10 protein-coding genes are annotated in these 14,842 nt (G+C 72.0%); 6 read left to right on the top strand and 4 right to left on the bottom strand.

Features of this window, described 5'->3' with window-relative positions:
• Positions 1–3: 3 nt before the first annotated feature.
• The 4 genes from ftsX (at position 4) to ACXVGS_RS02465 (ending at position 4,860) form a co-directional block, all read left to right on the top strand.
• Positions 4–909: a permease-like cell division protein FtsX gene (ftsX, locus tag ACXVGS_RS02480; RefSeq protein WP_458530270.1), complete on the top strand. Its 906-nt coding sequence runs from the start codon at positions 4–6 to the stop codon at positions 907–909.
• A gap of 128 nt (positions 910–1,037) precedes the next feature.
• Positions 1,038–2,357, top strand: a complete 1,320-nt coding sequence (locus tag ACXVGS_RS02475; protein ID WP_458532565.1) for a peptidoglycan DD-metalloendopeptidase family protein — start codon at positions 1,038–1,040, stop codon at positions 2,355–2,357.
• A 107-nt stretch (positions 2,358–2,464) separates the two neighbouring features.
• Complete coding sequence (gene smpB / locus ACXVGS_RS02470; protein ID WP_458530272.1) at positions 2,465–2,935, top strand: SsrA-binding protein SmpB; 471 nt, start codon at positions 2,465–2,467, stop codon at positions 2,933–2,935.
• A gap of 5 nt (positions 2,936–2,940) precedes the next feature.
• On the top strand, positions 2,941–4,860 hold the full coding sequence (locus ACXVGS_RS02465) for a DUF2207 domain-containing protein (protein ID WP_458530273.1): 1,920 nt from the start codon (positions 2,941–2,943) through the stop codon (positions 4,858–4,860).
• A 107-nt stretch (positions 4,861–4,967) separates the two neighbouring features.
• On the opposite strand, the gene ACXVGS_RS02460 is transcribed toward ACXVGS_RS02465, so the two are convergent.
• Positions 4,968–8,345, bottom strand: a complete 3,378-nt coding sequence (locus ACXVGS_RS02460) for a pyruvate carboxylase (protein ID WP_458536592.1) — start codon at positions 8,343–8,345, stop codon at positions 4,968–4,970.
• A 189-nt stretch (positions 8,346–8,534) separates the two neighbouring features.
• Between ACXVGS_RS02460 and ACXVGS_RS02455 the strand changes: the two genes are divergently transcribed.
• On the top strand, positions 8,535–9,932 hold the full coding sequence (locus ACXVGS_RS02455) for an FAD-binding oxidoreductase (protein WP_458530748.1): 1,398 nt from the start codon (positions 8,535–8,537) through the stop codon (positions 9,930–9,932).
• Positions 9,929–11,206, top strand: a complete 1,278-nt coding sequence (locus tag ACXVGS_RS02450; RefSeq protein WP_458530747.1) for a class I SAM-dependent methyltransferase — start codon at positions 9,929–9,931, stop codon at positions 11,204–11,206. The genes ACXVGS_RS02455 and ACXVGS_RS02450 overlap by 4 nt, the downstream gene beginning before the upstream one ends.
• Before the next feature lie 107 nt (positions 11,207–11,313).
• Here the strand turns inward: ACXVGS_RS02450 and ACXVGS_RS02445 are convergent, their stop codons facing one another.
• From ACXVGS_RS02445 to ACXVGS_RS02435, 3 genes are all read right to left on the bottom strand, one after another.
• Positions 11,314–12,336, bottom strand: coding sequence for an NADP-dependent oxidoreductase (locus tag ACXVGS_RS02445; protein ID WP_458530746.1), 1,023 nt, complete (start codon positions 12,334–12,336; stop codon positions 11,314–11,316).
• A gap of 147 nt (positions 12,337–12,483) precedes the next feature.
• Complete coding sequence (locus ACXVGS_RS02440; protein WP_458530745.1) at positions 12,484–13,650, bottom strand: ABC transporter permease; 1,167 nt, start codon at positions 13,648–13,650, stop codon at positions 12,484–12,486.
• 25 nt (positions 13,651–13,675) lie between these two features.
• Positions 13,676–14,842, bottom strand: a complete 1,167-nt coding sequence (locus ACXVGS_RS02435) for an ABC transporter permease (RefSeq protein WP_458536591.1) — start codon at positions 14,840–14,842, stop codon at positions 13,676–13,678.

Genomic DNA, 14,842 nt, shown 5'->3' with positions numbered 1-14,842 from the left:
CTGATGCGACTGCAGTTCATCCTCAGCGAGATCTGGATCGGCTTGCGCCGCAACATGTCCATGGCCGTGTCGGTCGTGCTGGTGACGATGGTGTCGCTGTTCTTCCTCGGCTTCGGCCTGCTCGCGCGCAGCCAGGTCGACACCATGAAGGACTACTGGTACGACCGCGTCCAGGTCTCGATCTTCTTGTGCACCAACAACTCCGACACGTCCTCATGCGCCGCCGGGCCGGTCACCGACGAGCAGCGCCAGCAGATCAAGAGCCAGCTCGACGAGATGAGGCCGCTGGTCAAGGAGGTCTTCCACGAGTCGCCGCAGGAGGCCTACCAGCGGTTCAAGGTGCAGTTCAAGAACAGCCCGATCGTCGACAACGTCAAGCCGGACCAGATGCCCGAGAGCTACCGGGTGCGGCTCTCCGACCCGAGCAAGTACGCCGTCATCTCCAGCTCCTTCCAGGGCGCCCCCGGGGTGGAGCAGGTGCAGGACCAGCGCGCGCTGCTCGACAAGTTCTTCACCGCGCTCAACATCATGAGCCTGTGCGCGGTCGGCCTGTCCGGGGCGATGGTGCTGTGCGCCATCCTGCTCATGGTCACCACGATCCGGCAGACGGCGTTCAGCCGCCGCCGCGAGACCGGCATCATGCGCCTCGTCGGCGCCTCGGCCTTTGTCATCCAGCTGCCGTTCATCATGGAGACGGTCATCGCCACCCTGGTCGGCTGCGCCCTCGCCGTCGGGCTGCTGTGGGCGACCGTGCACTACGGCGTGACCGGCTTCCTGGCCACGATCCTGCCGATCGGGTTCGTCGGGGTCGGTGACGTGTGGGCCATGACGCCGTGGCTGGTCGGCAGCGGTGCGGCCCTCGCGATGGTCACCTCCTGGTTCACCCTGCGCCGTTACCTGCGGGTCTGAGCGACCGTCCCGTTCGGGCGGCGGGCCGTTATGCCGCGTGCCCGGCCGGGCGGGCCGGGTCAAGAGATCGTCAACTCGCCGGGCGAATGCCCGTGTGACTGGTGTGACCTGTGGTAGCAATGTTGCCGATGAGCGCGCTACCCCCCGAGACGACGCCCACCCGCCGGTTCCGCCGTGGCCGGTGGGTCGTGCTGCTGACCGTCCTCGCGGTGGGTGCCGGGCTCGCCCTCGCCCCCGCCGGCAACGCCGACACCCGCGGCGACAAGGCTCGCATCGACAAGCAGATCGCCGCCCTGCGCAGCCAGCTCGACGACACCACCAAGGACCTCGCCGACGCGTTCCTGGCGCTCAAGCGGACCCAGGCCGAGCTGCCGGTCGCCCAGCGTGAGCTGACCGCCGCACAGGCCAAGGTCGTGGCGGCCGAGAAGCACAACCAGCAGGTCGCCGAGCAGCTGGCCATCGCCAAGGCCAACGAGGCCAAGGCGGCCGACGTGCTCGCGACCAACGCCAAGGACACCCAGCAGACCAGCGACCTCATCGGTGACCTGGCCCGCCGCAGCTACCAGCAGGGCGGGATGGGCGAGCTCGCCGTCGCGCTCAACGCCACCAGCCCCGACGACTTCGCCACCCGGGTGGTGCTCGTCGACACGGTCATGCGCCTGCAGAACGGCGCCCTGCGCCGGCTGTCCACGCAGGAGGCCGAGGGCAAGGCGGTCCAGTCCCACCTGTCCGCCGTGCGCCGCCAGGTGGCCATCCTCAAGATCCAGGCCGAGAACGCCGTGGCCGCGGCCCAGTCCGCCCGCGACGTGGCGGCCAAGGCCAAGCAGCGGCTCGACCTGCTGCAGGCGGCCCAGAAGAAGTACGCCGCCGCCGTAGCGGTCAAGAAGGCCCGCGAGACCGAGAACCTGCGCAAGATGCAGGCCCAGTCCAACAGGCTGGCCGCGATCCTGGCCGCCCGGGCCCGGGCGGCCAAGCTCGCCGCCGCGCGCGCCGCGGCCGCCCGCCGCCGCGCCCACCAGGCGCCCGCGCCGAGCATCCCGTCCAGCGGCGGGTTCCTCAGCTACCCGGTCAACGGGCCGACCTCCTCGGAGTTCGGCATGCGCTTCGACCCCGTCGCCCAGCGCTACCAGCTGCACGCCGGCCTCGACTTCGCGGTCAACTGCGGCACACCGGTGCACGCGGCGGCGTCCGGCGACGTGATCATGGCGGTGCCCGAGTCGGCTTCCGGCGGCTACGGCAACCAGCTCGTCGTCGACCACGGCATCGTCCGCGGCGTCGACCTCACGACCACCTACAACCACCTGTCGAGCTGGGTCGTCACCGGCGGGCACGTCAGCCGCGGGCAGGTCATCGCCTACTCCGGCACCACCGGCATGTCGACCGGCTGCCACCTGCACTTCGAGACCCGGCAGGACGGCACCCCGGTCAACCCGCGCATCTGGCTCTGAGGCCGGGAGCCGGCCACCGGCATACCGGCGAAAGGCCGTCGCTGCCTCCCATCCCGGGCAGGTAGCGTTACCCCGCGGTTCAGGCACGCGAGGAAGGGACGGCGACGGTGGCCAAGGAGCAGGGACGCAAGCTGGTTGCGAGCAACCGCAAGGCGCGTCACGACTACCTCATCGAGGACACCTTCGAGGCCGGTCTCGTCCTGACCGGCACCGAGGTGAAGTCGCTGCGTGCCGGCCGGGCGTCCCTCATCGACGGGTTCGCCAGCGAGTACGACGGCGAGATCTGGCTGGAGAACGTCTACATCCCCGAGTACTCCCAGGGCACGTGGACCAACCACGCCGCCCGGCGCCGGCGCAAGCTGCTGCTCAACAGGGACGAGATCCACAAGCTCATCATCAAGACCCGTGAGGCCGGGCACACGATCGTGCCGCTGTCGCTGTACTTCAAGGACGGCCGGGCCAAGGTCGAGATTGCGCTCGCCAAGGGCAAGAAGCAGTACGACAAGCGTCACGCGCTGCGCGAGCGCCAGGACAACCGCGAGGCACAGCGCGCGATGTCGCACCGAACGGAGAGGTGACGCGCGTGGGCGCACGGGGGAGGCTGCGGGCGCTGCTCGGGGTGCTGGTGGCGCTGGGGGTCCTGCTCGGGCTGCCCACGGCCGCGCTGGCCGCGGACGGCGAGCACATCGTCTCGTTCACCGCGGCCTACGACGTGCAGGCCGACGGCGGCATGGACGTCACCGAGACCCTCGTCTGGGACTTCGGCGGCGGTGAGCACCACGGCATCAAGCGCTACGTCATCACGCAGCAGGGCTACCAGAACAGCACGACCCAGCACCGCGTCTACGAGATGAGCGACGTCAGCGCGTCGAGCCCGTCGGGGGCTCCGGCCGACGTCGACGTCTCGCAGCTCGGCGCCAACACGGTCATCCGCGTCGGCGACCCGAACCAGACCGTCGAGGGCACCCAGACCTACGTCATCCGCTACCACCTGGCCCACGTCGTCAACGGCTTCCCCGACCACGTCGAGCTCTTCTGGAACGTCACCGGGGACCAGACCAGCATTCCGACCGACAAGGTGTCGGTGACGGTGCACGGGCCGGCGGCGGTCACCAAGGCGGCCTGCTACTACGGCGCGCAGGGCTCGAAGACCCAGTGCGCGGCCCAGCCCGGTGCGACGGCGACGTTCAGCGCCGGCCCGATCCCGGCATACCAGCAGGTGAGCGTCGTCTCGTCGTTCCCCACCACGGCCTTCACCAACACCAGCCCGGACCTGCGCTCGGGCGGCACGGACACCAGCGGCAGCTTCGCCGAGGGCGGCTCGACGCTGTCGCCGGCGGCGGCCAGGGCGGTCAGCCTGCTCGGGGTCGGCGCCGGGGTCACCGTCCCGGTCCTGGCCGCGGCGCTGATGGGCTTCCTCGTGTGGACCCGCGGGCGAGACGAGCAGTACGCCGGTCTGACGCCGGGCCTCACGCCCGCCGACGGGGCCGAGGGCCAGGTCGTGCGCGGGTCGCGACCGGGGGCGGTCGCGGTGCAGTTCCAGCCGCCGCAGGGCGTGCAGCCGGGGATGGTCGGCACGATCATCGACGAGACCGCCAACACGATCGACGTCAGCGCGACCGTCGTCGACCTCGCGGTGCGCGGGTTCCTCACGGTGCGCGAGGTGCCCGGGGAGGGGATGTTCTCGCGCACCGACTGGGAGCTGACCGCCCTGCCCCCGCCCGCCGGTGAGGAGCTGCTGACCTACGAGCAGGTGCTGCTCAACGGGATCTTCCGCGAGTCCAACCCGGTCATGCTCTCGGCACTGAAGAACCAGTTCGCGCCGACGCTGTCGTCGGTGCAGTCCGACATGTACGCCGAGGTGGTCCGGCGCGGGTGGTTCCGCAAGTCCCCGCAGAGCCAGCGCCGGGTGTGGACCGGTCTGGGCATGGCGCTCGTCATCGTCGGGGTGGGGTCGGGCTGGTTCTTCGGGCTCAACAGCTCGGCGGTGGACGCACGCGCCGGGCTGGGGCTGCCCATCCCGTCGGGGATCATCCTCGCCGCCGGGCTGGTCATCGCCGGGCTCATCGTCAACCTGCTCGGCCGGCGGATGGCCGCCCGCACCGCCAGCGGGAGCGCGGTCCTGGCGCAGTCGCTGGGGTTCAAGCAGTACCTCCTGACCGCCGAGGCCAACCAGATCGCCTTCGACGAGGCCGCCAACATCTTCAGCCGCTACCTGCCCTTCGCGATCGTGTTCGGGGTGGCCGACCGCTGGGCCAAGGTCTTCGCCGACGTCGCCCAGGCGGCGGCTGCCGCCGGGCAGACCATGGTGATGCCGAGCTGGTACGTCTTCGGGCCGGGCGGCTTCGGCGGGTTCCAGGACATCGCCCACGGCGTGGACAGCTTCTCCACCACGGCGAGCGGCACGTTCACCTCGACGCCGGGGTCCTCGGGCTCGAGTGGCTTCGGCGGTGGCGGGTTCTCCGGCGGCGGTGGCGGCGGGGGCGGCTCCGGCTCCTGGTGAGCCGCGCGCGATACCGGCGATGCCCTGCCTTTGTCCCGCCGGGAGGGAGGTCTTCCCGGGCGTGGGCGAACCTCCCTCCCGGCGACGAGGGAAGAGGAAGGCTGGGGTCAGCTGACCACGAGGAGGAGGTCGCCGCCCTCGACCTGCTGCTGGCCGCCGATGGCGAGGCGTTGCACGGTGCCGGCCACCGGCGTGGTGATCGCGGCCTCCATCTTCATCGCCTCGATCGTCGCGACCTGCGCGCCGGCCTCGACCTGCTGGCCCGACTCCACCGACAGGGACACCACGCCGGCGAACGGCGCTGCCACCTGGCCGGGCTGGCTCGGGTCGGCCTTCTCGGCGACCCGCACGTCGACGGCGATGGACTCGTCGCGCACCTGCACCGGTCGCAGCTGCCCGTTGACCGTGCACATGACGATGCGGAAGCCGCGCTCGTCCGGCTCGCTGACCGACTGCACGCCGAGCAGCAGCCGCTTGCCCGGCTCGAGGTCGACCTCGTGCTCGGTGCCGACCGCGAGCCCGTGCAGGAACTCCCCGGTGCCGAGCACCGACAGGTTGGAGTAGGCGTCGCGGGAGGCCTCGAACTCCTTGGTCGGCCCGGGGAAGAGCAGCCGGTTGAGGGTATGCCGCGGGTCGGCCGCCAGCGCGGCCTCCTCCTCCTCGGTCAGCTCGGTGACCCGGGGCCGGGCCGTGCGCCCCTCCAGCGCCCTGGTGCGGAACGGCTCGGGCCAGCCGCCGGGCGGGTCGCCGAGCTCGCCGTTGAGGAAGCCGATGACCGAGTCGGGGATGTCGTACTTCGTGGGGTTGGCCTCGAAGTCGGCCGGGTCGGCGTTGGCGCCGACGAGGGCCAGGGCGAGGTCGCCGACCACCTTGGAGCTCGGTGTCACCTTGACGACGTTGCCCAGGATCCGGTTGGCCGCGGCGTACATGTCCTCGATCGACTCGAACCGGTCGCCCAGACCGAGCGCGATCGCCTGCTGGCGCAGGTTGGACAGCTGGCCGCCGGGGATCTCGTGGGTGTAGACCCGGCCGGTGGGGGAGGGCAGCCCGGACTCGAACGGCGCATAGAGCTGGCGCACGCCTTCCCAGTACGGCTCGAGGTCGCAGACGGTCTGCAGGTCCAGCCCGGTGGCCCGCGGCGTGCCGTCGGTCGCGGCGACCAGGGCCGACATGGACGGCTGGCTGGTGGTGCCGGACATCGAGGCGCTGGCCACGTCGACCGCGTCGACACCGGCGTCGATCGCCGCGAGCAGCGTCGCGAGCTGGCCGCCGGCGGTGTCGTGGGTGTGCAGGTGGACGGGCAGGTCGAACCGCTCGCGCAGCGCCGTGACCAGGGTCCGCGCGGCCGGGGCCCGGAGCAGCCCGGCCATGTCCTTGATCGCCAGCACGTGCGCGCCGGCGTCGACGATGCGCTCGGCCAGCTTCAGGTAGTAGTCCAGGGTGTAGAGCGTCTCCGACGGGCTGTGCAGGTCGCCGGTGTAGCACAGGGCCACCTCGGCCACGGCCGTCCCGGTGGCCCGCACCGCGTCGATGGCCGGACGCATCTGGTCGACGTCGTTGAGCGCGTCGAAGATCCGGAAGATGTCGATGCCGGTGCGCGCCGCCTCGGTGACGAAGGCGTCGGTCACCTTGGTCGGGTAGGGCGTGTAGCCGACGGTGTTGCGCCCGCGCAGCAGCATCTGCAGCGGCAGGTTCGGCATCGCCGCGCGCAGCTGGGCCAGACGCTCCCAGGGGTCCTCGGACAGGAACCGCAGCGCCACGTCGTAGGTCGCACCGCCCCACGCCTCGACGCTGAGCAGCTGCGGCGTCAGCCGGGCTACGTGCGGGGCGACGTGCATGAGGTCGCGGGTGCGCACCCGGGTGGCGAGCAGCGACTGGTGGGCGTCGCGGAAGGTGGTCTCGGTGACCCCCACCGGCACCTGCGCGCGCAGGGCCCGGGCGAACTCCTCCGGGCCGACCCGCATCAGCAGGTCACGGGCCCCGGGCGGCGGGGGAGCGTCGCGGTCGATGGCCGGCAGCTTGCTGCGCGGGGACACCTTCGTGCGCGAGGGCCCGTACGGCTGGTTGACCGTGACCTCGGCCAGGTAGGTCAGCAGCTTGGTGCCGCGGTCGGCCGGCGTGCGGGCGGTGAGCAGGCCGGGACGCTCGTCGATGAACGAGGTCGACAGCCGCCCCGCGACGAAGTCGGGCTCGTCCAGCAGCGCCTGCAGGAACGGGATGTTGGTGGACACGCCACGGATCCGGAACTCCGCCAGCGCCCGGCGGGCCCGGCGCACCGCGGTGCCGAAGTCACGCCCGCGACAGGTGAGCTTGACCAGCATCGAGTCGAAGTGGGCGCCGATCTCCGCGCCGACGAACACCGTGCCGCCGTCGAGGCGCACGCCCGCGCCACCGGCGGAGCGGTAGACGGTGATGTGGCCGGTGTCCGGGCGGAACCCGTTGGCCGGGTCCTCGGTCGTGATCCGGCACTGCAGCGCCGCGCCGCGCAGCCGCACGGTGTCCTGCGACAGGCCGAGGTCATCCAGGGTCTCCCCGGAGGCGATGCGCAGCTGGGCGCTGACGAGGTCGACGTCGGTGACCTCCTCGGTGACCGTGTGCTCGACCTGGATGCGCGGGTTCATCTCGATGAACACGTAGCGACCGTCCGGCGCCAGCAGGAACTCGACCGTGCCCGCGTTGACGTAGCCGATCTCCCTGGCGAACGCCACGGCGTCGGCGCAGATCCGTTGGCGCAGCTCGGGATCGAGGTTCGGCGCCGGCGCGATCTCGACGACCTTCTGGTGTCGGCGCTGCACCGAGCAGTCGCGCTCGAACAGGTGGATGACGTTGCCCGAGCCGTCGGCGAGGATCTGCACCTCGATGTGCCGCGGGCTGACCACGGCCTCCTCGAGGAACACCGTGGCGTCGCAGAAGGCCGACTCCGCCTCGCGCATCGCGGCCTCGAGCGACTCGCGCAGGTCCTCGCGTCGCTCGACCCGGCGCATGCCTCGACCACCGCCGCCGGCGACCGCCTTGACGAAGATCGGGAAGCCGACCTCGTCCGCAGCGGCGAGCAGGGTCTCGACGTCGTCGCTCGGCTCGGCGCTGCGCAGCGTCGGCAGGCCCGCCTCCTTGGCCGCCGCGATGGCCCGCGCCTTGTTGCCGGTGAGGTAGAGCACCGACGCCGGCGGGCCGACGAACGTGATGCCCGCCTCGGCGCACGCCTCGGCCAGCGCGGGGTTCTCCGAGAGGAAGCCGTAGCCGGGGTAGATCGCGTCGGCGCCGGCCTCGGCCGCGACCCGGGTGACCTCCTGCGGGTCGAGGTAGGCCCGGACCGGGTGACCCGGCTCCCCGATCTCGTAGGCCTCGTCGGCCTTGAGCCGGTGCTCGCTCTTGCGGTCCTCGTGCGGGAACACCGCGACCGTCGTCGCGCCCAGCTCGGTGGCGGCGCGGAACGCGCGGACCGCGATCTCTCCTCGGTTGGCTACGAGCACCTTGCGAAACACGAACGCCTCCCACCGGGGGTTGGGCCGTCAGGTCGGGGACAGCCTAGTGAGGCGACCGTACTGCGAGACTCGTGTCCCGGCATACGGGATGTTCGCCACAGCGCCGGCCCGGGAGCGCCGAGCGTAGACCCGCGAGCGGATGCCGCGGAAGCGATGCCGCCCTAATCTGGCCCCGAGCCGGGGAGGCACATGGCACAGGCACAGGTCCAGGCGGTGGGAGGCGCGGCACACGAGGCTGCGCGCGATGCGCTGCGGGCGCAGCTGGCCGGTATGCCGCCTGGTCACCCCGTGCGCCTGGCCAAACGCACCTCCAACCTGTTCCGGCCCCGCGAGGCGACCGGGGCCCCCGGTCTGGACGTCAGCGACTTCACCCACGTGCTGTCGGTCGATCCGGACGCCCTGGTCGCCGACGTGCAGGGGATGACCACCTACGAGCACCTCGTCGACGCGACGCTGGCGCACGGTTGCATGCCTCTCGTCGTGCCGCAGCTGAAGACCATCACCATCGGCGGGGCGGTGACCGGGCTCGGCATCGAGGCGTCGTCGTTCCGCAGCGGGCTGCCGCACGAGTCGGTGCTCGAGATGGAGGTCCTCACCGGCGACGGCGACATCGTCACGGCGACACCCGAGGGCGAGCACGCCGACCTGTTCCGCGCGTTCCCCAACTCCTACGGCTCGCTCGGCTACGCGCTGCGGCTGCGGATCGAGCTCGAGCGCGTGCACCCCTACGTCCGGCTCCGGCACGTCCGGTTCACCGACCTCGACGCGCTGCAGGACGCGATCGGGCAGGTGACCAGCACTCGGGTGCACGAGGGCGCACCCGTCGACTTCGTTGACGGCGTGGTGTTCTCGGCGGACGAGAGCTACCTGGTCCTGGGCGACTGGCAGGACCACGCGCCGTTCACCAGCGACTACACCGGGCAGCGCGTGTTCTACCGCTCGATCCCGCAGCAGTCGGTGGACTTCCTCACCGTCCGGGACTACCTGTGGCGCTGGGACACCGACTGGTTCTGGTGCTCACGGGCGTTCGGGGCGCAGCACCCCCTCGTTCGCCGCCTGTGGCCGAAACGGCTGCTGCGCAGCGACGTCTACTGGAAGCTCGTGGCGTTCGAGAACCGACACCACGTCTTCGCCCGGCTCGACGAGCGCCGCGGGCGGCCGCCGACCGAGCGGGTCGTGCAGGACGTGGAGGTCCCGCTGGAGCGCACAGCGGAGTTCCTGCGCTGGTTCCTGCGCGAGGTGCCCATCGAGCCGATCTGGCTGTGCCCGCTGGCGCTTCGCGACACCGCGGTCAGCCGCGCGGGCTGGCCGCTGTACCCCCTGGAGCCGGGCCGGACCTACGTCAATGTGGGGTTCTGGTCGACGGTCCCGATCGCCGACGGTCGGCGTGACGGCGACGTCAACCTGGCCATCGAGCGGGAGGTTCACGACGTGGGCGGGCACAAGTCCCTCTACTCGGACGCCTACTACGACGAGGCTGACTTCTGGGCGCACTACGGCGGCGAGACCTACCACGCGGTCAAGGCGCACTACGACCCCGAGGGCCGGCTGCCCTCGCTCTACGACAAGGCGGTGAGACGCAGATGACGTTGACCATCGGGCAGATGCTGGACCGGGTTTTCGACCCCGGCACACCGGTGCGGTTCACGGCATACGACGGGTCCTCGGCGGGCGACCCGGACTCGAGGTTCACGATCCACCTGGCCAACGAGCGCGCGGTGCGCTACATCGCCACCGCCCCGGGCGAGCTCGGCCTGGCCCGCGCCTACGTCGCCGGCGACCTCAGCATCGAGGGGGCCGACCCGGGCGACCCTTACGACCTGCTGCGCACGTTCCGCGACGAGGTGGAGCCGCACCTGCCCAAGGTCAACGAGCTGCCCGAGATCCTGAAGTCGTTGGGGCTCAAGGGACTTCGCCCGCCGGAGCTGCCCCCGCAGGAGACGCCGGCACCCTGGCGCCGCATGGTCCACGGGCTGCGGCACTCCAAGGCGCGCGACGCCGACGCGATCCACCACCACTACGACGTGTCCAACCGGTTCTACGAGATGCTGCTCGGTCCGTCGATGACCTACACCTGCGCGTGCTACCCCAGCGTGGACGCGACCCTGGAGGAGGCGCAGGCCAACAAGTACGACCTGGTCTGCCGCAAGCTCGGCCTCCAGCCCGGCATGCGGCTGCTCGACGTCGGCTGCGGCTGGGGCGGCATGGTCCGCCACGCGGTGAAGCACTACGGCGTCACCGCGCTCGGCGTCACGCTGTCGGACCAGCAGGCGCGCTGGGCGGCCAAGGCCATCGCCGAGGACGGGACCTCCGAGCGGGCCGAGGTGCGCCACCTCGACTACCGGGACGTCACCGAGACCGGGTTCGACGCGGTCAGCTCGATCGGCCTGACCGAGCACATCGGCGTGCGCAACTACCCGGGTTACTTCCGTTTCCTCAAGGCGAGGCTGCGCGAGGGTGGCCGGCTGCTCAACCACTGCATCACGAGGACGGACAACAAGCACCCCGGGATCACGCGCGGCGGGTTCATCGACCGCTACGTGTTCCCCGATGGCGAGCTGACCGGCTCGGGCTCGATCATCACCGTGATGCAGGACGTCGGGTTCGAGGTGCGTCACGCCGAGAACCTGCGCGAGCACTACGCCATGACCACCCGCGACTGGTGCCGCAACCTCAGCGCCAGCTGGGACGAGGCCGTCGCCGAGGTGGGTCCGGGCACGGCCAAGGTGTGGGGCCTCTACCTCGCGGGGTCGCGGTTGTCCTTCGAGGAGAACAGCATCCAGCTGCACCAGGTGCTCGGGGTCAAGGTCGGCGCCGACGGTGACGCGCACATGCCGATCCGCCCGACCTGGGCCAGCTGAGGGCGGGACACGCCAGCTGCGAACCGCACCGGACACGCGTTGGCCCGCGTCTCCCCCGTCGACAGGGCGGGATACGCGGGCCACGCGGTGTCCGGTGGTGCAGCCAGTCAGAGACGGATCAGCATCTTGCCCGTGTTGCCACCGCTGAGCAGGCCCCGGAAGCCCTCGACGGCGTTCTCGATGCCGTCGACGACGGTCTCGCGCCAGGCGATCTTGCCCTCGGCGAGCCACTGGCCGACCTCGGCCTCGAACTGCGGGCGCAGGTCGCGGTGGTCGGAGACGATGAAGCCGCGCAGGGTGAGGCGCTTGCCGATGATCATCGCCATGTTGCGGGGGCCGGGAGCCGCCTCGGTGTTGTTGTAGACCGAGATCGCCCCGCACAGGGCCACGCGACCGTTCGGCCGCAGTGCGCCGATGGCGGCCTCGAGGTGGTCGCCGCCCACGTTGTCGAAGTAGACGTCGATGCCGTCGGGGGCGGCCTCGGCCAGGCCCTGGCGGATCGGGGCGGCCTTGTAGTCGACCGCCGCGTTGAAGCCGGCGTCGTCCTGCAGCCACTGCACCTTCTCGGGTCCGCCGGCGCTGCCGATGACGCGCGAGGCGCCCTTGAGCCGGGCGATCTGGCCGACGAGCGAACCGACGGCGCCGGCCGCGGCGGAGACGAACACGGCGTCGCCCTCGGTGAACTCGGCGACCCGCAGGAGACCGGCGTAGGCGGTCAGCCCCGGCATGCCGAGGACCCCGAGGTAGGCCTGCGCGGGCGCGAGGTCGGTGTCGAGGACGCGGGCGTGCTTGGCCGGCACGAGCGAGCGGGTGCGCCAGCCGAGTGGATGGATCACGGTGTCGCCCACCGAGATCGGCGCGCCGCTGGCGTCCACGGCGTCCTCGCCGACGGCCTCGACCACGCCGACGGCCTCGCCGTCCATGGGCTTGTCGAGCTCGAACGGCGGGACGTAGGACTTCGCGTCGTTCATCCGGCCGCGCATGTAGGGGTCGACCGACAGGAACGTGTTGCGCACGACGACCTGCCCGGCCTCGGGCTCGGGCAGCTCCACGTCGACGAGAGCGAAGTCCTCGTCGACGGGCTCCCCGTGGGGTCGCCGGGTCAGGTGCCACTCGCGGCTGGTCGTCATGGGGGAGGACGCCCTTTCAGGTTGGGGGGGTGGTTCGGGGCCCGGGTCGGGCCTCCCTAGGCAACCATGGGGGGCCGGGCACCCTTCCGCCAGCGGGCGTGAGGGTGCTCACCCCGGTGCGGTATGCCGTGCGCCCGCCGCCGGCGGTCAGGTCGCCAGTGAGCGCCGCAGGCGCAGCGACGCCAGGACGAGCAGCCCTGCGGCGAACGCGAGCAGCACCGCCAGCTGGCGCAGGATGTCCAGCAGCCCTCCGCCGCGGGACAGCAGCACCACCCACGCGTCGACCGCCCAGGCGTGCGGGGTCAGGTGGCCCAGAGCCCGCACAGCCGGTGGCACGATCTCCAGCGGCCACATGCAGCCGCCGAGCATGCCGAAGGCGATGCCGACCGCCGGCCCGATGGCGCTCGCCTGCTCGGGGGTGCGAAAGAGCGTGCCGGAGAGCATCCCGGCGCCGGTGCCCACCAGCGCCCAGGTCCCCACCAGTGCGACCGCGGCGATCGGGTTGCCCCAGCTCACCCCGAACAGGAGCGCCCCGACGAGCACGATGAGGGCCGCCTGGCCCAGCGCCAGCAGCAGGTAGCACAACCCTTCGCCCAGCACGATGTCCCGCGGGCGGACGGGCGCGGCCAGGGCCCGCGCGAACACCCCCGTGCGCCGGGTCTGGATCATGGCCGCCCCGCCGGCCAGGGCGTTGACGAAGACGAACAGCACGAGCATGGTCGGCGCGCTGTAGCTGAAGCCGCGCGGCAGCGTGTTCGCCGTGCTGTTCACGACCGTGGTGCTGACCTGGGTCGGCGGCGAAGTCGCCTCGACGGTCCGGGCCAGCGTCAGGGCGTCGTCCAGGCCCACGGCGCTGTGCTGGGTGACGAAGCGGGCCGCCTGCACCGTGGCGGCGTGCCGGGCCACGACGGCGCGCACCGTCGACAGGGCCCCCTGCGCCGACTGCGCCACGGCGGAGGTGGTCACCACCGCGATGGTCGCGGACCCGCCGCTGGCCAGGCTGCGGTCCAGGTCCGACGGGAGGTCGACGACGGCTGCGACCTCGCCGCGGCGCAGGGCCGCGACGCTGTCGGCGCGGGAGGAGAACGCGTGGGTCTCGAGCTGGGGGGACTGGCCCAGGTCCTGGGCGAGCCGGCCGGCCAGGGGGCCGGAGCCGGCGCCGACGATGCCCACCCGGGTGGCGGTGTTGCCCGATACGGTCGCGCCGATGAGCAGGATGACCAGCACCGGCAGCAGCACCATGAAGAACAGGGCGGTCCGGTCGCGCACCACCCGCCGCAGCTCGGCGCCGGCCAGCGCCAGGGCGACGGTCATGACCGCGTCCAGCCCGGGGCCGCTCTCATGCCAGCACCCGTCGGCGCAGCAGGACCGCGGCGCCCATCGCCGCGGCACCGAAGGCCAGGATCGCCAGCAGCGGCGGCAGCGCCGCGGTCCAGCCGGCGCCACCGGCGAGGTCCGTGAAGGCGCGCAGGGCCCAGCCGTTGGGGGTGAACAGGGACAGCGTGCGCAGGGTGGGCGGGGCGGCGCTGATGAAGATGAAGTTGCCGCCGAGCAGGACCAGGCCGAACGTCAGCATCGCCGCGACCCCGTCGGCCTGCCGTTCGGTCCGGGCGACCGTGATGACCAGAGCGGTCAGCCCGACGAGCGTGAAGGACAGGGCCAGCACCAGCGCCACGACCATCGGTGGCGGACCCCAGTCGGCGTGGAAGACCAGCGACGTGGCCACGGCGACGGTGCCCAGGCTGATGGCCCCGTAGGCGAACGTGGCCAGCGACTTGCCCAGCAGGATGGCTCCGGGCCCCACCGGCGCCGCGGCGATCCGGTCGAGGGTGCCGGCGCTGCGCTCCTGGAAGAAGCTGCGCGCACCGAAGCCGATGGAGAACAGGAGGAAGAAGATGCCCATCGCCGGGGCGTAGTAGCTGCGTGCCGAGAGCACCTTGGTGCCGGCCGGCCGTTCGACCACGGACTCCGGTAGCCGGCCCTGTGCCGCAGCGGCGGTCAGCTCGGCCGTGCGGGTCGGTGCGGTGCCGGCGGCCAGGGCAGCGGCGACCGAGAGCCGGTCGGCGTCGAGCTGGGCCGAGAACGCCTCGGCGAGTGAGGTGGCCACCTGACCGGCCACGGGGGAGTCGGCGCTGGCGAGGACCGTCACGTCCGGGGCCGGGCCGCTGCCGTGCATCGCCCCCGACCACCCGGCGGGCACCACGAAGGCCGCCCCGACGGTGCCGTCCCGCACCATCCGGGCGGCCGCGGCGTCGGAGTCGACCCGCCGCACGGTCACCACGTCGGCGAGCGCCGGGCTGGTCAGGAAGGCGGTGAACCCGGCCGACACCGGCCCCGTGTCGTGGTCCACGACCGCCACGTCGGCGTGGAAGGTGTCCACCCCGCCGAACGCCAGGCTGATCAGGCCCGCCACCGCGAGCGGGGCCACGAAGCCGAGGATGAGCGCGGACCGGTCCCGCAGCCGCTGCCGCAGGTCCTTCAGCGCGATGACGAGCGCGACCGGCAC

It is taken from the genome of Oryzihumus sp. (assembly GCF_054325275.1).
Note: the sequence above shows the minus strand (reverse complement) of the source record. Positions and strands in the feature narration are given on the sequence as shown.

Excerpts from the sequence above, each read along its gene's own strand:
- ftsX (WP_458530270.1), top strand. The coding sequence starts at position 4 with ATGCGACTGCAGTTCATCCTCAGCGAGATCTGGATCGGCTTGCGCCGC.
- ACXVGS_RS02475 (WP_458532565.1), top strand. The coding sequence starts at position 1,038 with ATGAGCGCGCTACCCCCCGAGACGACGCCCACCCGCCGGTTCCGCCGT.
- ACXVGS_RS02455 (WP_458530748.1), top strand. The coding sequence starts at position 8,535 with ATGGCACAGGCACAGGTCCAGGCGGTGGGAGGCGCGGCACACGAGGCT.
- ACXVGS_RS02450 (WP_458530747.1), top strand. The coding sequence starts at position 9,929 with ATGACGTTGACCATCGGGCAGATGCTGGACCGGGTTTTCGACCCCGGC.
- ACXVGS_RS02445 (WP_458530746.1), bottom strand. The coding sequence starts at position 12,336 with ATGACGACCAGCCGCGAGTGGCACCTGACCCGGCGACCCCACGGGGAG.
- ACXVGS_RS02440 (WP_458530745.1), bottom strand. The coding sequence starts at position 13,650 with ATGACCGTCGCCCTGGCGCTGGCCGGCGCCGAGCTGCGGCGGGTGGTG.